Annotated in this window: 19 protein-coding genes; 11 read left to right on the top strand and 8 right to left on the bottom strand. The window is 57.2% G+C overall.

Annotated features, from left to right (window positions below; translation table 11 throughout):
• Positions 1–18: 18 nt before the first annotated feature.
• Both lplT and aas read right to left on the bottom strand, forming a co-directional pair.
• Positions 19–1,215: a lysophospholipid transporter LplT gene (gene lplT, locus JK621_RS21070; RefSeq protein ID WP_212557510.1), complete on the bottom strand. Its 1,197-nt coding sequence runs from the start codon at positions 1,213–1,215 to the stop codon at positions 19–21.
• Positions 1,212–3,368: a bifunctional acyl-ACP--phospholipid O-acyltransferase/long-chain-fatty-acid--ACP ligase gene (gene aas, locus JK621_RS21065; RefSeq protein ID WP_212557509.1), complete on the bottom strand. Its 2,157-nt coding sequence runs from the start codon at positions 3,366–3,368 to the stop codon at positions 1,212–1,214. Before aas ends, lplT begins: the two co-directional genes overlap by 4 nt.
• Positions 3,369–4,438: 1,070 nt before the next feature.
• On the opposite strand from aas, the gene JK621_RS21060 reads away from it, so the two are divergent.
• The 4 genes from JK621_RS21060 (at position 4,439) to JK621_RS21045 (ending at position 8,940) form a co-directional block, all read left to right on the top strand.
• Positions 4,439–5,128, top strand: a complete 690-nt coding sequence (locus JK621_RS21060; protein ID WP_212557508.1) for a hypothetical protein — start codon at positions 4,439–4,441, stop codon at positions 5,126–5,128.
• A gap of 112 nt (positions 5,129–5,240) precedes the next feature.
• Positions 5,241–5,951, top strand: coding sequence for a fimbria/pilus periplasmic chaperone (locus JK621_RS21055; RefSeq protein WP_212557507.1), 711 nt, complete (start codon positions 5,241–5,243; stop codon positions 5,949–5,951).
• Positions 5,952–5,958: 7 nt separating this feature from the next.
• Positions 5,959–8,367, top strand: coding sequence for a fimbria/pilus outer membrane usher protein (locus tag JK621_RS21050; RefSeq protein ID WP_212557506.1), 2,409 nt, complete (start codon positions 5,959–5,961; stop codon positions 8,365–8,367).
• A 24-nt stretch (positions 8,368–8,391) separates the two neighbouring features.
• Entirely contained in the window at positions 8,392–8,940 is a 549-nt protein-coding gene (locus JK621_RS21045; protein ID WP_212557505.1) for a hypothetical protein, read from the top strand.
• Here JK621_RS21045 and JK621_RS21040 read toward each other — a convergent pair.
• Positions 8,915–11,203 carry a molybdopterin guanine dinucleotide-containing S/N-oxide reductase gene (locus tag JK621_RS21040; protein ID WP_212557504.1) on the bottom strand — a complete coding sequence of 763 codons (2,289 nt, stop codon included), beginning with the start codon at positions 11,201–11,203 and terminating at the stop codon, positions 8,915–8,917. The two genes, JK621_RS21045 and JK621_RS21040, sit on opposite strands and share 26 nt — an antisense overlap.
• A gap of 220 nt (positions 11,204–11,423) precedes the next feature.
• Here JK621_RS21040 and galR point away from each other — a divergent pair, with 220 nt between their 5' ends.
• Positions 11,424–12,443, top strand: coding sequence for an HTH-type transcriptional regulator GalR (gene galR / locus JK621_RS21035; protein ID WP_212557503.1), 1,020 nt, complete (start codon positions 11,424–11,426; stop codon positions 12,441–12,443).
• On the opposite strand, the gene JK621_RS21030 is transcribed toward galR, so the two are convergent.
• Positions 12,440–12,895, bottom strand: a complete 456-nt coding sequence (locus JK621_RS21030) for a GNAT family N-acetyltransferase (RefSeq protein ID WP_212557502.1) — start codon at positions 12,893–12,895, stop codon at positions 12,440–12,442. The genes galR and JK621_RS21030 overlap by 4 nt on opposite strands.
• Before the next feature lie 151 nt (positions 12,896–13,046).
• On the opposite strand from JK621_RS21030, the gene JK621_RS21025 reads away from it, so the two are divergent.
• From JK621_RS21025 to JK621_RS21015, 3 genes are all read left to right on the top strand, one after another.
• The gene (locus JK621_RS21025; protein ID WP_212557501.1) at positions 13,047–14,057 is read left to right on the top strand and encodes a LacI family DNA-binding transcriptional regulator; all 1,011 of its coding nucleotides are present in this window, start codon (positions 13,047–13,049) and stop codon (positions 14,055–14,057) included.
• A gap of 138 nt (positions 14,058–14,195) precedes the next feature.
• Positions 14,196–14,540: a type II toxin-antitoxin system RelE/ParE family toxin gene (locus JK621_RS21020; RefSeq protein WP_212557500.1), complete on the top strand. Its 345-nt coding sequence runs from the start codon at positions 14,196–14,198 to the stop codon at positions 14,538–14,540.
• Between the two features lie 5 nt (positions 14,541–14,545).
• Complete coding sequence (locus JK621_RS21015) at positions 14,546–14,848, top strand: helix-turn-helix domain-containing protein (protein WP_063200237.1); 303 nt, start codon at positions 14,546–14,548, stop codon at positions 14,846–14,848.
• Between the two features lie 30 nt (positions 14,849–14,878).
• On the opposite strand, the gene lysA is transcribed toward JK621_RS21015, so the two are convergent.
• Positions 14,879–16,141: a diaminopimelate decarboxylase gene (gene lysA / locus JK621_RS21010; RefSeq protein WP_212557499.1), complete on the bottom strand. Its 1,263-nt coding sequence runs from the start codon at positions 16,139–16,141 to the stop codon at positions 14,879–14,881.
• Positions 16,142–16,277: 136 nt separating this feature from the next.
• On the opposite strand from lysA, the gene JK621_RS21005 reads away from it, so the two are divergent.
• Positions 16,278–17,201, top strand: coding sequence for a LysR family transcriptional regulator (locus JK621_RS21005; protein WP_212557498.1), 924 nt, complete (start codon positions 16,278–16,280; stop codon positions 17,199–17,201).
• Here the strand turns inward: JK621_RS21005 and JK621_RS21000 are convergent.
• Both JK621_RS21000 and JK621_RS20995 read right to left on the bottom strand, forming a co-directional pair.
• Positions 17,191–18,345 (bottom strand): MFS transporter, encoded by a 1,155-nt coding sequence (locus JK621_RS21000; RefSeq protein ID WP_212557497.1) that lies wholly within the window; start codon positions 18,343–18,345, stop codon positions 17,191–17,193. The genes JK621_RS21005 and JK621_RS21000 overlap by 11 nt on opposite strands.
• A 315-nt stretch (positions 18,346–18,660) precedes the next feature.
• The gene (locus tag JK621_RS20995) at positions 18,661–19,569 is read right to left on the bottom strand and encodes a LysR family transcriptional regulator (protein ID WP_212557496.1); all 909 of its coding nucleotides are present in this window, start codon (positions 19,567–19,569) and stop codon (positions 18,661–18,663) included.
• A gap of 111 nt (positions 19,570–19,680) precedes the next feature.
• On the opposite strand from JK621_RS20995, the gene JK621_RS20990 reads away from it, so the two are divergent.
• Together JK621_RS20990 and JK621_RS20985 are read left to right on the top strand one after the other, a co-directional pair.
• Positions 19,681–20,565 carry an MBL fold metallo-hydrolase gene (locus JK621_RS20990; RefSeq protein ID WP_212557495.1) on the top strand — a complete coding sequence of 295 codons (885 nt, stop codon included), beginning with the start codon at positions 19,681–19,683 and terminating at the stop codon, positions 20,563–20,565.
• An 83-nt stretch (positions 20,566–20,648) separates the two neighbouring features.
• Positions 20,649–21,299, top strand: coding sequence for a DsbA family protein (locus tag JK621_RS20985; protein WP_212557494.1), 651 nt, complete (start codon positions 20,649–20,651; stop codon positions 21,297–21,299).
• A gap of 31 nt (positions 21,300–21,330) precedes the next feature.
• Here JK621_RS20985 and JK621_RS20980 read toward each other — a convergent pair whose 3' ends face one another.
• Entirely contained in the window at positions 21,331–22,038 is a 708-nt protein-coding gene (locus tag JK621_RS20980) for a tetratricopeptide repeat protein (protein WP_212557493.1), read from the bottom strand.
• Positions 22,039–22,055: the final 17 nt, after the last annotated feature.

Below are 22,055 nucleotides of genomic sequence, written 5' to 3'. Positions count from 1 at the left end.
GACAGCTGTCCATTGCGGTTATTTCGCGCCGCGCTGTGAAAACCACAGCGCGGTGATCGCCAGCGCAAACACCACGCCAAAACCAATACCCACACCGACCACCGGCACGCTCACTTTCACCGCCAGAGAGTACAGACCCAGCATGAGCAACATGGCGGTATTCTCTCCCAGGTTTTGTACCGCAATCGCATTGCCGGCGCCTACCGAACGTTTTCCTCGTTCCTGCAACAACGCGTTCAACGGCACCACAAAGAAGCCCCCCAACACGCCTATCGTCAGCAGCAACGCATAAGCATTAAACAGGGTGGTTTGCAGCGCAAAGATTGCCACCGCCACGCCAATCAGGATCCCGGCCGGCATACAACGTTTCACCGTTTCCAGCGTGACAAAGCGCGCAGCCGCCCCGGCGCCAATCACAATCCCTACGGCCACCATGGCGTTCAGCAGCGTCGGCGTGGCGTTATCGCCGATGCCAAGCGCCACCGGCACCCACAGCACCAACAGAAAACGCAGCGTCACCCCGGCGCCCCAGAACAGGCTGGTGCCAATCAATGAAAAACGTGTCTGACCGTCGCGCCACAACACAACGCATGCGTTGAAGAAGGCGCGGGTCATCGCGCGCGGCGTCCAGGAAGCCGCCGGGTGCGCCGCCGGCAGGCGTGGAATGTACAGGTTGGCGATCACCGCCGCCGCATATACCAGCGCGCAGACCGCCAACGCAGCCACAATGTGCCAGTCGGCCAGCACACCGCCGGCAACCGAGCCAATCAGGATCGCGGCAATGGTGGAGGCCTCCATCAGGCCGTTGGCCTTGACCAGCTTTTCGCCGTGCGTGATTTCACCCAAAATGCCGTACTTGGCCGGGGAATAAGCGGCGGCACCCACGCCCACCAAGGTATAACCGAGGAAGGGATTAAGCCCAAAACAGATGACCAGCGCGCCGGCCAGCTTCAGAGCATTCGCCGCCATCATCACCCGTCCCTTGGCGAAACTGTCGGCGACCTGGCCGACAAAGGGGGCCAGAATGATATAGGTGGCGACAAACGCCATCTGCAAAATCGGCTGGCTCCAGTCGGGGTACAGCTGCTGCTTGATCAACGCCAGCGTGGCGAACAGCAACGCATTGTCGCCGAAGGCGGACAAAAACTGCGCGCAAATCACGGCAATCATGCTGCGCGAGAGCAAAGGTGAGTCGGTATTCAACGACGGGTTCATCGGGTATTCTCCGGCTGTTCGGCCATTTTACGCAGGGTTACAAAGTCCGGTTTGCCACTGCCGAGCACCGGCAAGGTTTTCAGGAAACGAATATCACGCGGTACCGCCAGTTCGGGGCTACCCAACTCACGCGCCGCACGCAACAAGGCTTCGCGGGTGATGCTTGCGTCGGTGGTAAACAGCACCAGCGCTTCCCCCTTGCTGCTGTCGCTTTTCACCGTGGCGGCATGCTGCCCTTCCGGCGCCACGCGCTGCGCCAGCAACTCCACGCTCTCCAGCGAGACCATTTCGCCGGCCAGCTTGGCGAAACGCTTTACCCGGCCGCGAATGACGCAGTAACCCTGATCGTCCAACGTGACGATATCGCCGGTGTCGTACCAGCCCGGTTGCAGATTGCCGTTTTCATCTTCCGCCGCCGGCGGTTCCAGCTCACCCGGGCGCTCCACACGCAGATAGCCTTTCATGATATTCGGACCTTTCAACTGCAGGCGCCCGCCGTTATCGATGCCCGGCACCTTCATCAAACGCGCCTCCATTTTCGGCATAATGCGGCCCACGGTACCCACCTTCGCCGCCAACGGAACGTTGATCGACACCACCGGCGCACATTCGGTTACGCCATAGCCTTCCAGGATACGGATGCCGTATTTGTCCTGATAAATCTGTTTGGTGCTGTCCGCCAGCTTTTCCGCCCCGGCCACCACGTAACGCAAGCGGGCAAAATCATACGGATGGGCGAAGCGCGCGTAATTATTGAGGAAGGTGGCGGTGCCAAACAGCACGGTGCAGTTGCGGTCATACACCAGTTCGGGCACCACGCGGTAATGCAACGGGCTGGGGTAAAGGAAAATGCGGCTGCCGGTCATCAGCGGGGTCAGCAGCCCGACCGTCAGGCCGAACGAATGGAACAGCGGCAGCGATGACATAAAACGGTCGCGCGGGGTGAAATCGGCGATGGTGCGGATCTGTTCAACGTTGGCCAACAGGCTGGCATGGGAGTGCACCACGCCTTTTGGATTACCTTCCGACCCCGAGGTGAACAAGATCAAGGCGGCATCGTCCGGCTGTTGCGGCAGCATGGCATGTGCCGGCTGGAACAGGTGGCGCAGGATCCACAGCTTGTCCGCCAAAGTCAGGGTATCTTTAAGGTCCTCCAGATACACCCAGTTGGCCTCCGGCACCTGTTCCGGCAAGTGTGTCAGCTTGCCCTTTTCCAGGAACTGGCGCGAAGTGACGATGGTTTTGATGGTCGCCGCGGTCATCGCGCTTTTCAAACCGTTGGAACCGGCGGTGTAATTGAGCATTGCCGGAATACGGTTGCGCAGAGAGGCGCCGAAAATCGCCGCCACGGTGACGGTGGCGTTCGGCAACAACATGCCGACATGTTCGCCCTCTGCGGTAAAGCGCTGCAGGATACGGCTGACGCCCAGCGATTTTTTGATCAACTGCCGGTAGCTGTCCTCCCTGAAGGCAATGTCTTCAATACAGGGTTTGTTGCTGCCATAGCGGTGCTGAGCCGCCAGCAGGGCGCGGAACAGCGTTTGCGGCTCGCGAGTGTCCATCCGCGCCTTCATCATGATCTGCATCAGCCGGTCACCGGCCAATGCGCGACGATCGCGGGCGCGCGGCGCTTCCGGCATCGGCAGCGACGTCGGCGGTAAAATACGGATGCTGATCTGCGGGAACCAGCGGATCTTGAATACGCCGGCCATGCGGCCAAAGGGGCTGAACTCGGCACCGTCCAGCCGTACCGGTACCAGGGTCGCGCCCGATTTGGCGGCGATAAACGCGGCGCCGTCATAAACCTTCATCAACGAACCGGTCACGGTGATGCGTCCCTCGGGGAATACCACGATCGGCCGGCCCTGTTCGACCATACGCACCAGCTGTTTGATCGCCATCGGTTTGGTCGGGTCGAGATAAACCAGATCGATATAGGGTTTCAACCAACGCATAAACCAGCGATCGCCGATGCTGGCATAGACCGCAAACACCGGTTTGATCGGTAAAAACAGCGCCAGCAATATGCCGTCGAGGAAGGAGATGTGATTGGGCGTAATCAATAGCTTAGGCTGTTCGAAGTGCCGGGCATCACCCTCAACGCGAATTCGATACAGCAGGCGGAACAACGTGCGCAGCACGGACAGGATCATGCCCTTCTCCCTTTGGCCAAAAAAATGAGTGTATACCCAATAGATTTTAAGGTGCAGGAAGGCGGCAAGCATACGAATTCCCAAGAGCTTACTGAAGTAAGTGATTGGGGTGAGAACGCGCAGCCAACACACCAGCGCCTTGAAAGATGAAGGGTATAACTGGTTGTGGGGAAAAGAATACTATACGGCAGGCAAAAAAAAACCTACGCATCCGCGTAGGTTGGTGCAATTGAAAATGGCTTCAACATACAGAGTATGCTGATTTCTCACCAATCAATACCTCTGGGATCACCTACTCTAGAGAGATGCCGATCAAGAAACTACCGATGAATCGCAAGAGTTCTGCTCTAAATGCAACCAGCTGTAAATTTTCCACGATCTCCTGAAATAACTTAATGAAACTTAAACGATAGTAACGGTGAGAAAAGGAATTAACGGCGGCGGAAAGTAGCCTGACAGGAAAAAAACCTACGCATCTGCGCAGGTTGGTGCAATTAAACGAGTTTCAACACGCAAATTGTTGAAACTCATCAATCAATCCCTTTGGGACCACCGAGTCTGGATAAAGACTATTGGCAAAACTGCCGGTGAATCGAAAAATTAATTTTTGAAATGAAATCAAGTGCGTAATTTACGCCGCCGCATGAAATACATATTTATCTCGCGTCATTCACGTCAAAGGACGGCAGTGAATATATCCGAAAAATGCTCAGGCTGACCACAGAGAACTCTCTCCCCCCTTATTCACCACGATAACCTCACAGAAGACATGCATACAAAAAACACTATTAATAATTAACGTATAACGAGAAGTAATAAAATCTATATGCATGTATAAAAAAAGTAAAACCAAAAATACTTTCAATAAATCACGCAAAAAATCAGAACATAAATCTATTTTATTATACATATCAAGCATAATATTGCATAAAAATGCAAATAAAAATAATATAATCTCGCATTGAGACATCGAGGAAAATCATCGCGACATCAATGTCATTTATTCTCCAGTCAGCCAATAGGAATGCTAATTCTCTATTTAAATGGCATACTCTCAGAAGGAACTCTGAATGAAAAAATATTTATTATTAGCCTTACTGCCTCTGGCATGTTCTAACGCCCTGGCCGCCAAAACAGCCGGCACTAGCGTGGATTTCTCCGGTGAAATTTACAACAACACCAGTTGCAGCATTGCAGCCGGCACCAACAGCGTCGATCTTGGCCGCCATTCCAGCGAAGCTTTTGATAAAGTAAACCCCGTCCAACTGGAAGGCAATGGCATCGGCAACATCCCGTTTACCGTTAATTGCACCGCGCCGACCAGCATGGGTATCGAAGTCGTCAGCGCAAAAGGTGACGCAGATTATCAGTTTGGAGATAAAAGCTTTACCGCTTCGCTGGCCAAAGGCGCCAATAACAAAGACATCGCGGTACTCGGTTTGGCGCTGTCTGATATCGCTATGGATGGCGACCCTATCGGGGCGGTGATGATTCCTCAAGAGAATGAGATTTTTGATCTGACGAACGCGACCAATGGCGCGGATAAAGAACAGGCCATATTCTCCGTCGCTTCGGGCAACCGTTTCACGGCCACCTCAGACGGCAATTATGACGAGATAGCCATCGGTCAAAACCTCAGCGGCACATTCAGCTACCGCGCGTTCCTTACCCCACTCAGCTACATCGATGACAAGAGCATCCAAATGCAAGACAGCATTGCTCTGCAGGCCTCGGTGAACCTCTCCGTTCACTACCTATAACCGTCGCGTGGGAGCAATTTTTTTGTTCCCACCTATTTTGGCCCGCTGATACGCCAAGCATCCTAGCACCCTATTTCCAGGGTTCATTATTCTCTGACGTTCAGGAAATAAAATGAAAGGTCTTATCCACTATATTGCAGCAATAGTTCTATTTTCTCTTTCCATCAATGGCCACGCAACAATTAAGCTGGAAAAGATCAGTCTTTTGATCAACCAGGATAAAGGGGAAGCAACGATCAGGATCGATAATATCGGCAACTATCCGGTATTATTATTTTCATCCGTCGCAGAAAACTCATTGAGCCAACAAGGAAAAGACCCCTTGTTTATCTTATCCCCACCGGCGGCGCGCATCGATCCGGGCAAATCTCAACTGGTACGCGTCATGCTTGCCGACCCGGCACGTCTTGATCAGACCCGTCAGCATATGCGTCATCTGTATTTTCAGGAAATTCCTGATATGGGTGAAGGCAATAATCAGATCAAGATCAATACCCGACACCGGGTTGTCGCCGTCGCCCATCCCGCCACATTGGCGGAAAACAAACAGCCTTGGCAAGCGCTGAGCTGGCAGCGAAACGGGCATGCGTTGCAAGTCAGGAATCCAAGCCCCTACGTCGTGCGGTTAGTCCCCAGCATCACCACTCTGCCCGGCAAACAGCAGCTTGTGCTGGAACAGCCTTATTTGCTGCCTGGGCAAACCATTACGACACGTAAGAGCGATCGGCTCGCTCGCATTCCTTTCCGTTTGCATTACACGCCAATCAGCAATACAGGGCGCGCCATACCCGCAGTGACGGTTAACCTTGCCCCAAGCCAGTGAGGCAGCTTTGAAATTGCATACACCGCTACGCCTATTGGCGTTTTGCCTGACTTCCGGCTACATCTTGCCCAGTCATGCCGGCTACGATACTGATATGATGCGCGCCCTTGGGATCCCCAGCGAAATTGCCGACTACTTTTCTTCCGGGGCAAAATTTCCTGCTGGTAAACACCCGCTAAATATTAGCATCAACGGGCAAAACTACGGGCAGCACGAGATCAGTATCGACAAACAAGGCGAGTGGCGATACGACCCCGTTCTTGTGGAAACTCTGGGGTTGCACCCCTGCAAGCTCGATGTGAAAAAAGACATGCTGATGAGCCAGTGCTATGCGGACAGCCGCATCGACAGCGATACCGGCAACAATCGACTGGTTTTACTCTTGCCGCAGCACCATATTCGCCGGCAACCGGCCGAGTATGAATTTGGCGGCCATGCTCTGATGTTGAATTATACCGCCAGCCGATTCGACAGCCAAAGCCACAGCAGCGATTACGCCGCTTTGGAAACCGGTTTTAATAGCGACAACTGGCTGTTCCGCCACAACGGCACCTACAACAAATCCGAGCGGCAGCAGAGTTACACGCCTTACGACAGCTATCTGCAACGCACGTTGACGGACTATAACGCCATGATGCGTCTGGGACGAGCAACGCTGTCAGACTCGCTTTACAGCGGCATTACTCTGGATGGGTTGCAATGGCTGCCTGACTCGGCGCTGTCGTTTAGCCAGCGCAACGAGGTGCCGGTGGTCGAAGGCATTGCCGAGAGCCAAGCCAAGGTTGAAATTTTTCAGAATGGCAGGTTAGTTTACGCCACGCTGGTGCAACCGGGCGCCTTTCGCCTTGCGGATATTCCCGCACAGTTTGACGCGGTGGACTTGTCCGTCACCGTCACGGAAAGCAACGGCAGCCGTAAACAATTTGTCGTCCCTTATCTTGCGGCACCCGGAAATTCGGCGCCCCGCCAGGGCAGTTATTCCCTCGCCCTCGGGCGTACTCACAATCTGGACAACAGCGCAGAAACGCCCTTCATCACAAGCTCGTTCTCCTGGCCGTGGTTTGATAATCATCAGTTGAGAGGCGGCGGCTTTCTCAGCCGCAATTACCGCGGCGTGGCCACCGGTTATGGCGTAAATGGCCGCAATTATCGCTTCACGGCCCTGGGGCATGTGGCACGTTCATCAAGCGGCAACGGCGCTAAACTGCAGTTGAATGGCGCGTTGCCTTTGATAAAAACCTTAACGCTGAACGCCGGCTACAGCATTCAGTCAGAACAATATCGCACCCCCACGCAGCTTGGCTCAACCCGCAAGAGCAATCGCGAAGAAGCCCCCTGGTTTGCATCGCGCAGCGAACCTTCACGCCAGCGGCAAAGCTACAGCCTGGGTCTGGGCTGGTATCAGCAGCATATTGGCAATCTGTCCCTGGGAGCCACTCGCACGGAGGGAGGAGATACGCAGTTCAATCAACGGGTATATGCCTATTGGAACCGACAATTTGGCTCCGCAACCCTGAGCGTTAACCTGGAAAAAGAGCGCAGCCGCTACTCTCGCGATAACGACACGCGGGTATATGCCTCTATCTCGCTGCCGCTGGGGAAAAATCTGCGTTACAGCGCCAATATGATCAATAACGGCAAAAATCGCAGCATCGGCAATTCGCTTTCAGGCCAGGCGTTAAACGGCGATCTGACCTATGGGCTGAATGCCACTCAAAGCAACCAAACCCACAGTGGCGCCTATTCAGGCAACCTGAACTATCTAAGCCCGTTCGTAACGCTTTCCGGCAGCTATAGCCAATTGTCGGAAAGCCAGAGGGCGCTTTATTACAATGCCAGCGGCTCTTTGGTCGCAGACGGCAGCGGATTGACGCTGTCTCCACAGCAGATAGGCGATACCTTCGGGATTTTGACCCTCCCCGGCCTGCCCGGAGTCAGCGTCTCCACCCCGGGAGGAAAGGTGAAAACCTATGGCAAACAAGGGAAAGCGGTCATCCCTCGTTTACGCGAATACCAACCAAGCCTGGTCAACGTCGATACCAGTACTCTGCCCCCCGGCGCCGATATCGACAACGGAGTGCGCAATATGAATTTGGCGCGCGGCAGCGTCAAACACGTCAACATCAATGCCATCAACACGTTGCGGGTCATGGCTCAGATTAGCTATGACGACGGTAAAAAACCCGCCATCGGCAGCATGGTTCAGGATGAACGGCAGCGGGTAGTGGCCTTTACCGACGGACAGGGCGCCGCCTTCATTGAACACCAGAAAGCTCTCGACATCGAGAACGATGCGCCATCGCAGCGCTTTAGCATGAAAACGCCGTCAGGCCGGGTATGTTATTTCGAACTTGATGGAGAAACAGCCTCCGCCAACCGTGCCGGAATTAGCCGACGCCACGTCGTATGCCGCTAATCGCACGCAGATATAGGACATAAGATGAAAGTGATTTATTACGGGTTAGCCGCCATTGGCATCAGTTTTGGGGCTGGCGCCGACTGCAGGCTAACAGCCACGCAAAACAGCATTTACCTGGGAGAGCACGATATTGGAACGCTCTCCCAGCAACCCACCCTGCTGCACAGCACCCCATTGCAATATCAGTTGAATTGCGATGCGCCAGTGCGGCTTCAAGGGTTTACCCTGCGAGAAAACCGAAGCCAGGCCGAACACCGTGGCGGGGAAACGCCCCCATCAAGCTACCTTAATCTATCGATTGATGAGCTGCGCAGCGATGATGGGGAGCGAATTGCCTTTTCGCTCAGCCCAGAAGATCCAAGCCAAACCCGCCTGTCAAATTACCCTTTACCGGCCAATAGTGAAACGCTGCGGATCTTTACGCCAAATGCCGCATCCGGGCGGCATTTCACGCTGTCGTTAACCGTTGCCAATTTCGCGGCGCCCGCGACGCAGCTGCGTAAGCAATCACGAGATCTGATCCCGTTGTCGACGCAATTGCAGGTCAGCGCGGACTATGTTGAGCAGTGAGAGCAGGAAAGGCGCTCACTTCCACCAGGCAACTCATGGCATTCGGCCCCTGCGTCAACGGCGAGGTGCCGATATCCAGCGTTAAAACGTTCGGGTTGCCGGACTGCTCCACCGCCAGGCGCTGCGCGCCAAAGCCCGGGTCGAACCAGGCCCCGGTGGCCATCAGCACCACGCCGCGGGTGACGCCATCGGTAATGGCAACGCCTGCCAGACAACGGCCGCGCGCATTGCTGACCTGTACCTCGGCCCCCTCGGCAATACCGCGCGTTGCAGCATCCTCCGGGTGCATATACAGAGTCTCTCGGCCCGCCGTTTTATTGCCCTGCGCCAGCGGCGCCGGATCCATCTGGCTATGCAGACGGTCGCCCGGCTGAATGGAAATCAGATGCAGCGGCCACTCTTTGGCCTGCGGCGCGCCCAGCCATTCGACCGGCGGTTGCCACTGCGGATGGGGTGCAAAATCCGCATAGCGATAACCGGCAATTTTCTCGCTGAACAACTCGATTTTGCCGCTTGGGGTTTGCAACGGATTAGCCTGCGGATCGGCGCGGAAGCCGTCGAAGAATACAAACTCCTTCGCCGGTGCCGGCAGTTCCACATAACCTTTACGCCAGAAATCCGCGAACTCCGGCCATTCCACGCCGGTCCCCGCCTGCGCCTGCCCGCACTGCTGATAGATAGATTCGATCCAGGCCCGTTCGTCACGGTTTTCGGTGAACTGTTCGCGGTAACCGAGCCGCTCCGCCAGATCGGCGAAAATATCAAAGTCGTTGCGCGCCTGATGCTGCGGCGCTATCGCCTGATGCATCGCCAGCACATAGCGATCGCGCGATGAACCGCCGATATCGTTGCGCTCCAGCGAGGTCGTGACTGGCAGCACGATGTCCGCCATCTTCGCCGCCGGTGTCCACCAGATATCCTGCACTATTACCGTATCCGGCTTTTGCCACCCTTCCACCAGCCGGTTCAGCTGTTGATGGTGATGGAACGGGTTGCCGCCGGCCCAGTGAACCAGATGAATATCCGGATAGTGCAGCGTTTCCCCACGGAACGAGTAAGGTTCGCCGGGTTGCAACAGCATATCGCAGATGCGCGCTACCGGGATCGCCAGCCCGCAAGGATTGTTGCCCACCGGCATCATTGGCCCCGGCGTATCCACCCGCGGATTGCCGACGCCGTTCATTGAGCCATGGCCAAACGAGAATCCGCCGCCCGGCAGGCCGACCTGGCCGAGCATCGCCGACAGGGCGATCATCATCCAGTACGGCTGTTCGCCGCGATGAGCGCGCTGAACCGAGTAGGAACAGGTAATAAAGCTGCGTACGCCGATCAATTGCTGCGCCAGCAGGCTGATGCGCGCCGCCGGAATGCCGGTGATAGCACTGGCCCATTCCGGCGTTTTCGCCACGCCGTCGTCCGTGCCACGCAGATAATCCGCCAGTTGGTCGTAACCCACGCAATGGCTATAGAGGAAAGCCTCATCCTGTGCGCCCCGACGCTGAATTTCATACGCCAGCGCCAACATCAGCGCTACATCGGTGTTCGGGCGGATCGGGATCCATTCGGCATTCACAAAGTCCGGGCAGTCATCGCGCATCGGGCTGATGTTGATCACCGGGGTGCCTTTCTGCGCCAGCTTCTGCAGCCAGGGTTTGAGCGTATGCTCCGCTGCGCCGCCGGAGGATACCTGGGCGTTTTTCAACGCCAGCCCGCCGAAGGCGACAAACAGCTCGCAGTGTTCGACCACGCTCGGCCAACTGGTCACGCGCCCGGTCAATGGGGTAAAGGTGCCGATAACGTACGGCAGGAAAAACTGCGCCGCGCCCCAGCTGTAATTGCCCAGTTGGTCAACGCCACCGCCGCCGCTGAAATAAAAACGCCGCACCAGCGAGCGCGCATGATGCAGACGCCCGGCGGATGACCAGCCATAAGAGCCGGTAAACAGGCCGGAAGGGCCGTAACGATCGCGCACGCGGCGATTCTCTTCCGCCACCAGATCAAGGGCGAGATCCCATTCCACCTCAACAAAATCTTCCCGGCCACGCAGCGTGCGGTCGCTCCCTTCGCGTTTCTGCAACCAGGAACGGCGTACCGCCGGCTTGCGGATGCGTTTGTCGGAATAGACCATTGGCGCGATGGAATCGAGCAGCGGAGAGGGATCCGGATCGTCGGCGAACGGCTCGCAGCGGATAAGCCTGCCGTCTTCAACCACGGCGGTATACGCCCCCCAGTGTGCGAGTTGCGGGTAACGTTTAATGGACATGAGATTCTCGGGCAATCAATAGATGCACAAAAGTAACATCAGCCGACGCGCGGTTTCAAAGCACAAATTGCTCTATCACTGTACCCTGCGGGCCTAAGCGCACATTAAATCGCACATATCTGCAACGGCCGCCACAAGTTGCGATCACCACCGCTTGCAGCCCCGGGCTTTTTCCGCAAAACTGGGGAATGTAAGCGATTACCCAGGATGTATTACAGATATGGCTACGATAAAGGATGTTGCCAGGCTGGCGGGTGTTTCCGTGGCCACGGTGTCTCGCGTAATAAACAATTCCCCGAAAGCCAGCGAAAGTTCGCGCTCTGCGGTGCTGGCGGCGATGGAACAACTGCAGTACCACCCTAACGCCAACGCGCGCGCGCTGGCGCAGCAATCGACCGAAACGCTTGGGCTTATCGTGTCCGACGTTTCCGACCCCTTCTTTGGCGCCATGGTCAAGGCAGTGGAACAGGTGGCCTACACCACCCACAACTTCCTGCTGATTGGCAACGGTTACCACGAGGCTGAAAAAGAGCGCCAGGCGATTGAACAACTGGTGCGGCACCGCTGTGCCGCGCTGGTGGTTCACGCCAAAAAGCTGACCGATAACGAACTGAGCGGTTGGATGCAGCAGATACCGGGCATGGTGCTGATAAACCGCACGCTGCCGGGCTTCGAGGCACGCTGCGTGGCGCTGGACGACCGTTATGGTGCCTGGCTGGCCACCCGCCATTTGATCCAGCAGGGGCATCAACGCATCGCCATCGTCTGCTCCACCCACCAGATTTCCGACGCGGCAGACCGTCTGCAGGGCTATCTCGATGCGTTGCAGGAACATGGCATTGCGGTGGATGAAAAACTGATTGCCTACGGTGAGCCGGACGAGATTGGCGGTGAACAGGCGATGACCGAGTTGCTCGGACGCGGCAAGCACTTTACCGCAGTGACCTGTTATAACGACTCAATGGCCGCCGGCGCGCTCTCGGTGTTGAGCGACAACAGTGTGGACGTGCCGGGCCAAATGTCATTGATCGGTTTTGATGACGTGCTGATTTCACGCTACCTGCGGCCGCGCCTGACGACTATCCGCTATCCGGTGGTAGCGATGGCGACCCAGGCTGCCGAACTGGCGCTGGCGCTGGCCAACAACCAGCCGCTGCCGGAGATCACCAACATGTTCAGCCCGACGCTGGTGCGGCGTCATTCGGTCGCCAGTATCAATAACGTTTACGAACAGAATTAAACCAGCGCCCGGTGGTACAACCGCACCGGGCGGTCCGGATAATCCAGCGCGTCGCCGATGTAATGCCAGCCGTGACGTTCGTAATAACCGCTGAATTCGCTGTACAGATAGAGTTCACTGAAGCCGGCTCGCCGGCTGTAGTCCTGCACGTGTTGTTGCAACCTCAGGCCAAGACCGCTGCCGCGCTGGCTTTCATCCACGTACAGCGCCGCCAGCCAAGGGGTCAGATCCTGGCGACTGATCAGGTCACAGCGCCACAGAGCGACGGTGCCCACCGGCTTTTCCCCCTGCAAGGCAATAAAGGTGATCGGCAAATCCGCGCCCCGCAGGCCGCTTTCTACCACGCTGGCGAAAAATGCCCGGCTGTTTTCGCCGCCGAACGCCCGCCACTGCCAGTCCACCACCTGTTGCAGGTACTGCGGATAATCCGCCAAAGGCACAATGTTAATCATATTTCCGCTTCCTCTCGTTGCCCGAAAGCAGTCTAGTGCCGTTCCGCCACCGCGTAAACCAGAAGGAAAAAAGCCCCGCAGCCAAGGGATAACCCTATGCTAAACTGAGCGTTATTTGCCGCAGCGGATGTTGAAAAGGGGTTAGCCACTGATGATCACCATGTTGGATGTTTCCCTTCGCGCTGGGGTCTCTAAAGCCACGGTTTCACGCGTGTTGAATGGCACCGGCCAGGTGAAAAAAAGCACCCGCGACGCGGTGTTCAAGGCGATGGACGAATTGGGTTACCGCCCGAACTTTCTCGCCCAGTCGCTGGCGAACAAAAGCTCCAACAGCATTGGGTTGGTGGTATCCAACTTCGACGGCCCCTATTTCGGGCGCCTGCTGCGCCAGGCCGCCAAGCTTATCGAGGCCAGCGGCAAGCACCTGATAGTCACCGATGGTCACGATACGCCGGAAGATGAACTGCAGGCAGTGCAGCTGTTGGCCGATCGCCGCTGCGACGCGATCATTCTTTATACCCGTTTCATGTCCGAATCGGCGTTAATGGCCCTGCTGGGCAGCCTGCCGGTACCGATCATGGTGATCAATCGCGATCTGCCGCAGGCGCGTACGCGCTGTGTTTTCTTCGAACAGCGGCAGGCCGCCTTCCATGCGGTGGATTATCTGATTCGGCAGGGGCACCGCGAGATAGCCTGCATCACCGGCCCTATCGCCACCCCCACTGCCCAGGCGCGGCTGGCGGGTTATCGGCAAGCGCTTGAGCATCACAAAATTGCCTTCGACGATGCCCGCGTGGCCTATGGCGACAGCAGCGTGCAAAGCGGCTATCAGGGCAGCCGCAGCCTGCTGGCCGGCGAGACCGGATTCAGTGCGCTGTTCGCCTGCAACGACGATATGGCCGTCGGTGCGATGAAGGCGCTGCACGAAGCGGGCAAGCGCCTGCCGCAGGATGTCTCGTTATTCGGTTTTGACGACGAGCCGAGCGCCGCCTATTTGCAACCCGCGCTATCCACCGTTTACCTGCCGATAGACGTGATGATCGAGGCGGCTATCAGCCAGGCTTTCCGCCTGATCAACGGCGAAAGCCTCTCCCCGCTTTCCCCGTTCACCGGCGAGCTTCGGTTGCGCGACTCCGTGGCTCCAGGCCCCTACGCCGGTTGAGACTCTCAGGCGCAAAACGCTGATTGCGCACTGCGCCGCATTTCTTTTTCTGCGATTTCCCATTCCCCACCCGTACGCATATTGTCTCCACAATAACCTTTACACTATATAGCATAAAAGCTATATTCGGAGCGTGGTATGTGGCAAGTCGTAACCGTCGAACGATTCGACGACGGGTTTTTATCACTGAACGGCGATGAACAAAAAAGCGTGTTGGCGGAAATATTCAAATTGCAGGAATTCGGCCCGCTATTGGCTCGTCCGCATGCCGACACTCTGCATTTTTCCAGCTCAATAAGGCATCTTAAAGAGCTGCGTATTCAGCACCGCGGTCGCCCGTTTCGGGTGTTTTTCGCCTTTGATCCGCAACACCTGGCCGTACTGCTATGCGGTGGTGACAAGACAGGCGATAAACGCTTTTATCAGCGCCTGTTGCCCATCGCCGCCATGGAGTTTTCACATTATCTGGCGACCCAGAGGTAACGCATATGGCCAAGCCTTTATCAAATTTGATCGATAAGCTCGATCCCACCGTCGTTGCGGCAGCCCGGCAAAAGGCGGAGAAGGAAATTTTTGAATTGCGACTGGCGATGCTGCGGGAAGAACTTGCGGTGTCTCAGGTAGAACTGGCGAAACGGCTTGGCATCAGCCAGCCGTCGGTCGCCAATCTGGAAAAGCGCGGTAGCGAAATCAAACTCTCTTCACTGAAACGCTACATTGAAGCCATGGGCGGCACGCTTTCGTTAGAGGTTGAACTGCCCAACGGCCAGCATCGGCGGATGACACTCTGAGACGGGCGCAGCGCGCTGCGCCCGTCTGCATCAGATCAGTTCCAGCGCAATCAACTCTTCGATGGTCTGCCGGCGGCGGATCAGCCGTGGCTCCCCGTTCTCGAACAACACTTCCGGCAACAGTGGACGGCTGTTGTAGTTTGAAGACATCGAAGCGCCATAGGCGCCGGTATCATGGAATACCAGATAGTCGCCGACCTGCACCGGCGGCAACTCGCGGGTTTCAATGCCGCCACCGGCCTGTTGGGTGAACACGTCGCCGGATTCGCACAGCGGCCCGGCAATCACGGTGTCGCGCAGCGGCTGATGCTCGGTATTGCGGCCATCGGCCGGCAGCAGGGAAATATGGTGATAGCTGCCATACATCGCCGGGCGCATTAAATCGTTAAAACCGGCGTCCACCAGCACAAAGTGACGGCTGCCCATGTCTTTCACCGCACGCACCTCGGCGACCAACACCCCGGCCTCCGCCATCAGGAAACGACCCGGTTCGATCTCCAGGCTCACCGGATGGCCCAGATGAGCGGCAATGCGCTCGCGCGCGCTGTTCCACAGGCCAAAATAGTGTTCGGTATCAATCGCCTCTTCGCCGTATTGATAGGGGATCGACAGCCCGCCGCCGGCAGAAATCGCGCTGATATCATGACCCAGTTCGATCACCTGCTGCACCATGGCGTCGCACACGCGCTCCAGATGCTGGTAATCCACGCCCGAACCGATATGCATATGCACACCGATCAGCTTCAGGCCGTATTGCCGAATTTTTTCCACTGCCTGCGGCAAATCGGCATACCAAATCCCGTGCTTGCTGTTCTCGCCGCCGGTATTGGTTTTCTGGCTATGGCCGTGGCCAAAGCCCGGGTTGATACGTAACCACACCGGGTGGCCAACGGAAACCTGGCCCAGTTGATCCAGCATATCGATCGAGCCGACGTTCACCGGGATTTTCAATTCGCTGACGCGCGCCAGCGTCGCGTGGTCCAACACGTCGGCGGTAAACACGATGTCGCTTGGCTCACCGCCCGGCTGAAAACCGGCCTGCAACGCACGCTCAATTTCGCCCAGCGAGACGGAATCCACCTTGACGCCCTGTTCGCGCATCAGGCGCAGAATATGAATATTCGAGCAGGCCTTTTGGGCAAAACGAATCACGTCAAAATGGCGCAACTGGCTGATGCGCTCGCTGATGATAGCTGCGTCATAGGCCCATACCGGGCAGCCAAAACGCTGAGGCAAGGCCAGCAGGTTAGCGGCATTGAGGGCGGTGGTGGTATCGTGCAAAGCGCGTGGCATGGTGATGTTCCCGGATCAAAAATGTGGCTGAAGTCATGTCACCCATAGTGCCGCACTCTTTACTGCGTGGAAAATATCTATTTAGCCGAAGTCTATTCATTTATGATATGGACTTACCTGTTTATGGAGCGCGCCGATGCACGCGATTACCCTGCGCCAGATTGAAATTTTCCATGCGGTGATGACCACCGGCAATCTGACCGAGGCGGCAGCGCTGTTGCAAACCTCACAGCCCACCGTCAGCCGCGAACTGGCCCGCTTCGAGAAACTGATCCAGCTACAGCTGTTCGATCGGCTGCGCGGACGTTTATACCCGACGGTGCAGGGCCTGCGGCTGTTCGAAGAGGTGCAGCGCTCCTATTACGGCCTGGAACGCATCGTCAACGCCGCTGCAGGTATCCGCCAGTTCCAGCAGGCGCAGCTTTCCATTGCCTGCCTGCCGGTATTCTCGCAGTCGCTGCTGCCGGTGGTGTGCAAACCCTTTATCGATCGCTACCCGGAAGTCAGTTTCAGCGTGATACCGCAGGAGTCGCCGTTGTTGGAAGAGTGGCTGTCGGCGCAGCGCCACGATTTGGGTCTGACGGAAAACACCCTGACCCCGGCAGGCACCGAGCGGATGACGTTGATGACGCTGAACGAGGTGTGCGTGCTGCCGGCCGAGCATCCGCTGCTGGCGAAAAGGGTGCTGACCCCCCAAGACTTCGACGGACAAAACTTTATCAGCCTGTCGAGCACCGACAGCTACCGTCAGTTGCTCGACTCGCTGTTTAATGAGGAAGGCGTCAACCGCCGTCTGGTCATGGAAACTCACAGCGCGGCATCGGTATGCGCCATGGTGAAAGAAGGCGTGGGGTTGTCGATAGTGAACCCGTTGACGGCGCTCGATTACGCCAACAGCGGCGTGCACGTGCGGCCGTTCAGCGTTGAAGTGCCTTTTACCGTCAGCCTGATCCGGCCGCTGCACCGCCCATCATCGGCGCTGGTCACGGCCTTCATTCAGCATTTGCAGCAGCAGGCCGAGAGTCTTCCCGCCCGTCTGGCCGCAGTGATTAAGCGCTAGCCGGCCGTTTGGCTCGGCTGAAAGTCACCAGGCACAGCACCAACCCCAGCAAGGCAATCGCCGCGGCGGCCAGCGGCACGCTGGTCAGCCCCAGCCCCTGTGCAATCACCACCCCGCCTACCCAGGCTCCGATGGCATTGCCCACGTTAAACGCGGCGATGTTCAGCGTGGAAACCAGGTTCGGAGCCTTTTTACCGTAGGTCACGACGTTGATCTGCAGCGCCGGTACGGCGGCAAACGCCGCAGCGGCCCACAGGAACAGGGTCATTTCCGCCGGCACCATGGAATGGCTGGTCCAACTGAACAGCGCGGCAAAGAAGGCAATCACCAGAAACGTGCAGGTCAACGTAACCGGCAAGCGCCAGTCCGCCAAACGGCCGCCGACGATGTTACCCAGCGTCAGGCCGACCCCCATCAGCAACAGCGTCCAACTCACCCCATGTGACGAAATGCCGGTCACCTCAGTCAGTAACGGGGCGATATAGGTAAACAGCGCAAACATCGACGCGGCAAAGGCTACCGTCATCAGCAGCGAAAGCCAGATGCCGCCGCCGCGCAGGGCCGCCAGCTCTTTTTTCAGATCGGTTGGCGCCTCATCCTCCACCGCCGGCAGCTTGCTGTACAACGCCAGCAAGGACAGCACGCCGATGACCGCCACCGCCCAGAAGGTGGAGCGCCAGCCCAACGCCTGCCCCAACGCGGTGCCGAGCGGCACCCCCAGCACGTTGGCCAGCGTCAGGCCGGTGAACATCAGCGCCACCGCAGAAGCGCGGCGATTCGGTGGCACCAGATTGGCGGCCACCACCGCACCGATGCCGAAGAACGCGCCATGACACAACGCGGTGACAATACGCGCCAGCATCAGGAAGTCGTAGTTGTAACCCAACGCGCACATGATATTGCCGAAGATAAAAATCACCATCAGCAACAGCAGGGTATTCTTGCGCGGCAGCTTCGCCGTCAACAATGCCATGATCGGCGCGCCTATCGCCACGCCGAGGGCATAGCCGCTGATCAGCCAGCCGGCTGAAGGGATTGAGACCTGAAGATCCCCCGCCACCTCAGGCAGCAGCCCCATGATCACGAACTCGGTGGTGCCAATGGCAAATGCACTTAACGCCAGTGCAAGCAGAGAAACAGGCATGTGTAACGCTCCCAGTCGACAAAGCCCCGGCATCAGGCGCACGGGGCCGGTAAAAACTCGCGGAATTGCCGGACAGCCTGACAGGCTGCCCGCGAAAAAGGGTCAGAGATGTTGTTCAACCTGTGGGTTATTTTCTTAACCCTATAATTATTAAGTCTTATTCACTCTTTTCACGCTACAGAAATAGCACGGCGACCGACCTTGAAACCAGTGACAAAGCCCCGCTGAGCACAAAAAGCCATCATCAGGCCGCTAAACGCTTGAATGCGCTGGCGATGAAAAATGTGTGCAAATGTTGCTGTCGTGTTAACGATATCAGCGCAGCGTCGCCCGCCAGTTGGGGTCGGTGGCAAACCACTCCACCAGAAAATCCAGCATGGTGCGCAAGGTGGCCGGCATTTGGCGACGCGAGGTATAAATGCCGTAAATCCCCATCGACTGCGGCCGATAATCCGGCATAAGTTCTATCAGTTCACCGCTTGCCAGCAATGGAGCCGCCGAATAATAAGGCTGCATGGAAATGCCGGCGCCCTGCACCGTCCCGGCCATCAATACTACCGACTCGTTGGCGCTGAGATTGCCGCTGACCGCCACCGCCGACTTCACGCCCTGAGCATCAAAATGCCACAGGCTTTTACCAAAGTAGGAATAAGTCAGGCAGTTGTGCAGCGCCAAATCCTGGGGATGGCGCGGCATGCCGTGCGCCGCCAGATAAGCCGGGGAAGCGCAGACCACCGAAGCGCACGAAGACAGCGGCCGGGCGATCAGATTGGGATCCAGCTCATTGGTGATGCGCAGCGCCAGATCGATGCGCTCCTCCACCAGATTGACCGCCCGATTATTCATCTGCAAATCCACCGCCACCTGCGGATGGCGTTTGAGATATTGCGTCACCGCCCCCACCAGCGCGGTCTGGCCCAGCGACTGTGAACAGGTGATGCGCAGCAGACCGCGCAATTCGTCACTTTGCTCGCCTTCGACCAAATCGATCTCACCCGCCAGCGCCAGCATCTGCCGGCAACGTTCGAGAGTGCGCTCTCCGGCGTCAGTCAGACTAAGCTTACGGGTAGTGCGGTGCAGTAAACGCGCGCCGGCCCATTGCTCCATCTGCGCCAGATAGCGCGTCACCATCGCTCGCGACATTTCCAGCGTTTCCGCAGCGGCAATCATGCTACCGCGATCAACGATGGTGATAAAAACTTCTGCTGCGGTAATGCGATCCATGATTCGTCCGATTTACGCAATGAATAATTGCTCATTATCCGGTTTTTCTAACGCTTTATGCAACCTAACATCTGTACAACAACAACTGATTACCCAAAAGGACCTCTGCCCATGTTTAAGAAATCATTATTGACCCTGGCTTTCGCCAGCATCGCCACTGCAAGCACCTTCGCCGCTGCGGCTGACTCCCTGACCATGGAAGTGTACAACCCGGGAGAGAAAAGCGTGTTCCCGGTTTCTTCGGAAATCATCAGCGGTAAACACGAAGTGGCGCTGATCGACGCCCAGTTCCAACGCAACGACGCCGAAGAACTGGTTAAAAAGATCAAAGCGACCGGCAAGAAGCTGACCACCGTCTACATCAGCCATTCCGATCCGGATTTCTACTTTGGTTTGGACGTGATCAAAGCTGCGTTCCCGCAGGCAAAAATCATCGCGTCGCCGGACACGATCAAAGAAATCAATGCCACCAAAGACGGCAAAATGGCGTACTGGGGCCCGATCCTGAAAGACAACGCGCCTAAAGCGGTCGTGGTTCCGCAGGCACTGCATGGCGACAGCTTCACCATCGACGGCCAGAAAGTGGAAGTGAAAGGCCTGACCGGCCCAACGCCGGAACGTACCTACGTGTGGATCCCTGAGCTGAAGGCGGTAGTGGGCGGCGTCCCGGTAGCCGGCGACAATATCCACCCGTGGATCGCCGATAACCAGACCGTGGAATCCCGCGCTCACTGGCAGCAAACGCTGGAAGGCATCAAGGCGCTGAAACCGAAAGTCGTCGTCCCTGGCCACTTCCTGCCGGGCGCGCCGCAGACGCTGGAATCCGTGACCTTCACCCAGAACTACCTGACCACGCTGGAAGCCGAGTTGCCGAAAGCCAAAGATTCTGCGGCGCTGATTGCGGCAATGAAAAAGCATTACCCGAACCTGAAAGATGAATCTAGCCTGGAACTGAGCGCCAAGGTGCTGAAGGGCGAGATGAAGTGGCCGCAATAAGCGCGTCGCCAATCAGACTACACTGCCTTTGACAGGCTCAATGTTCTGCGGCGTTCAGCCGCAGAACATCACGAGGAGTAAAGATGACCGGTACAACTCTGCATTACGTTTTCGACCCGCTGTGCGGCTGGTGCTATGGCGCCGCGCCGTTGGTGCAGGCGGCCAAGAGCATTCCTGGGCTGACTGTCGCCCTGCACGCCGGCGGCATGATGACCGGCAATAATCGCCGCCAGATCACGGACGAATGGCGTAACTATGTGATTCCGCATGACAAGCGCATTGCGGAGCTGACCGGCCAGAGCTTCGGTGAAGCCTATTTCAATGGGTTGCTGCGCGATACCACGGCAGTGATGGACTCCGAGCCGCCGATTACTGCGATTCTGGCGGCGGAAGCGCTGGGGGGACGCGGGGTGGATATGCTGCACCGCATTCAGATAGCGCATTATCAGGAAGGCCGGCGCATCGCCGATACCCCGGTGCTGGAAGCCCTGGCGAAAGAGCTGGGCCTGCCCTCGGCTCCGTTCATTGCCGAGATGCGCTTTAACGCCGGCGCGCCGACCGCACAGCACATTGCGGAAAGCCGCGCGTTTCTTGCCAAAATCCAGGGCCAGGGGTTCCCGACCTTTGCGTTGCAAGACAACGAAGGCCAGCTGCGCCAGATCCCGGCAGGCAACTATTTGGGCAACGTTGATGCCTGGAAAGCGTTGTTGAGCGGCGCGGTGAACTGGGCTTAATACTGGTTTCGGCTGCGCACCCCGCAGCCGATTACTCGACCCGTATGAACGTCCCCTGCGCCTGTACGTTAAAACCAAATCCGCAGTCGCCCTTGGTGCGCAGGTCCACCGCATCCACCGTAAATTGCATCGCCACATCACAGGCCATTCCGTCCCCCGGCTCCCGCTGGCGGTATACCGCCTTGCCCCGTTCAATCGGCAATACCTGGGCGAACTCGCCCATATTCGGCCCGTAATACAGCCCCATTTGCGGCATATAATAGCCGGTATAATTAATCAGCCAGCGCTCACCCTGGGGTTTGACCGCAACTTCGCTCCATACGCCGCGCCCGGCGTACTGCCAATAGACGCCACCCGGCCCGCTTGCCGGCGGTTGCTTCGCCAGACGTTGCTGCAGCAGCTTCAGATTATGCTGGGATTTCGCATCCTTCGGCGCCAGCTCCAGATAAGCGCGCGCCTTGAGCAGTTCACCGGCATGCATCAGCGCCAGCGCCACGTTGTTATAGGCAGTGGCGATCGCCTGATCGTTCAGCCCGCAAAACTCGCTCCAGGCTGCCTGATCGCGGAAAACATCAGCCGCCCGGCCATAATCGCCCCGCTGATAAGCGTTTTTCCCCAGTTCGGCATAGCCCGCCACTTTCTGGCAATCGGCATCAATATCCGGCTCATCAATATGTGCCATCGCCTGGCCGCTGGCGAGCGCGCCATAGGTCAACAGCAGGGGAACCAACGCCTTCATGCCTTATCCTTTCCAGA

The organism is Serratia plymuthica (genome assembly GCF_018336935.1).
GTDB classification, from domain to species: Bacteria; Pseudomonadota; Gammaproteobacteria; order Enterobacterales; family Enterobacteriaceae; genus Serratia; species Serratia plymuthica_B.
This window is presented reverse-complemented; position numbering and strand designations above follow the sequence as displayed.

Coding starts and splice junctions, on each gene's coding strand:
- JK621_RS21020 (WP_212557500.1), top strand. CDS start 14,196: ATGTGGCAAGTCGTAACCGTCGAACGATTCGACGACGGGTTTTTATCA.
- galR (WP_212557503.1), top strand. CDS start 11,424: ATGGCTACGATAAAGGATGTTGCCAGGCTGGCGGGTGTTTCCGTGGCC.
- lplT (WP_212557510.1), bottom strand. CDS start 1,215: ATGAACCCGTCGTTGAATACCGACTCACCTTTGCTCTCGCGCAGCATG.
- lysA (WP_212557499.1), bottom strand. CDS start 16,141: ATGCCACGCGCTTTGCACGATACCACCACCGCCCTCAATGCCGCTAAC.
- JK621_RS21025 (WP_212557501.1), top strand. CDS start 13,047: ATGATCACCATGTTGGATGTTTCCCTTCGCGCTGGGGTCTCTAAAGCC.
- JK621_RS20980 (WP_212557493.1), bottom strand. CDS start 22,038: ATGAAGGCGTTGGTTCCCCTGCTGTTGACCTATGGCGCGCTCGCCAGC.
- JK621_RS21005 (WP_212557498.1), top strand. CDS start 16,278: ATGCACGCGATTACCCTGCGCCAGATTGAAATTTTCCATGCGGTGATG.
- JK621_RS21015 (WP_063200237.1), top strand. CDS start 14,546: ATGGCCAAGCCTTTATCAAATTTGATCGATAAGCTCGATCCCACCGTC.
- JK621_RS21030 (WP_212557502.1), bottom strand. CDS start 12,895: ATGATTAACATTGTGCCTTTGGCGGATTATCCGCAGTACCTGCAACAG.
- JK621_RS20985 (WP_212557494.1), top strand. CDS start 20,649: ATGACCGGTACAACTCTGCATTACGTTTTCGACCCGCTGTGCGGCTGG.
- aas (WP_212557509.1), bottom strand. CDS start 3,368: ATGATCCTGTCCGTGCTGCGCACGTTGTTCCGCCTGCTGTATCGAATT.
- JK621_RS20990 (WP_212557495.1), top strand. CDS start 19,681: ATGTTTAAGAAATCATTATTGACCCTGGCTTTCGCCAGCATCGCCACT.
- JK621_RS21045 (WP_212557505.1), top strand. CDS start 8,392: ATGAAAGTGATTTATTACGGGTTAGCCGCCATTGGCATCAGTTTTGGG.
- JK621_RS21000 (WP_212557497.1), bottom strand. CDS start 18,345: ATGCCTGTTTCTCTGCTTGCACTGGCGTTAAGTGCATTTGCCATTGGC.
- JK621_RS21060 (WP_212557508.1), top strand. CDS start 4,439: ATGAAAAAATATTTATTATTAGCCTTACTGCCTCTGGCATGTTCTAAC.
- JK621_RS21040 (WP_212557504.1), bottom strand. CDS start 11,203: ATGTCCATTAAACGTTACCCGCAACTCGCACACTGGGGGGCGTATACC.
- JK621_RS20995 (WP_212557496.1), bottom strand. CDS start 19,569: ATGGATCGCATTACCGCAGCAGAAGTTTTTATCACCATCGTTGATCGC.
- JK621_RS21055 (WP_212557507.1), top strand. CDS start 5,241: ATGAAAGGTCTTATCCACTATATTGCAGCAATAGTTCTATTTTCTCTT.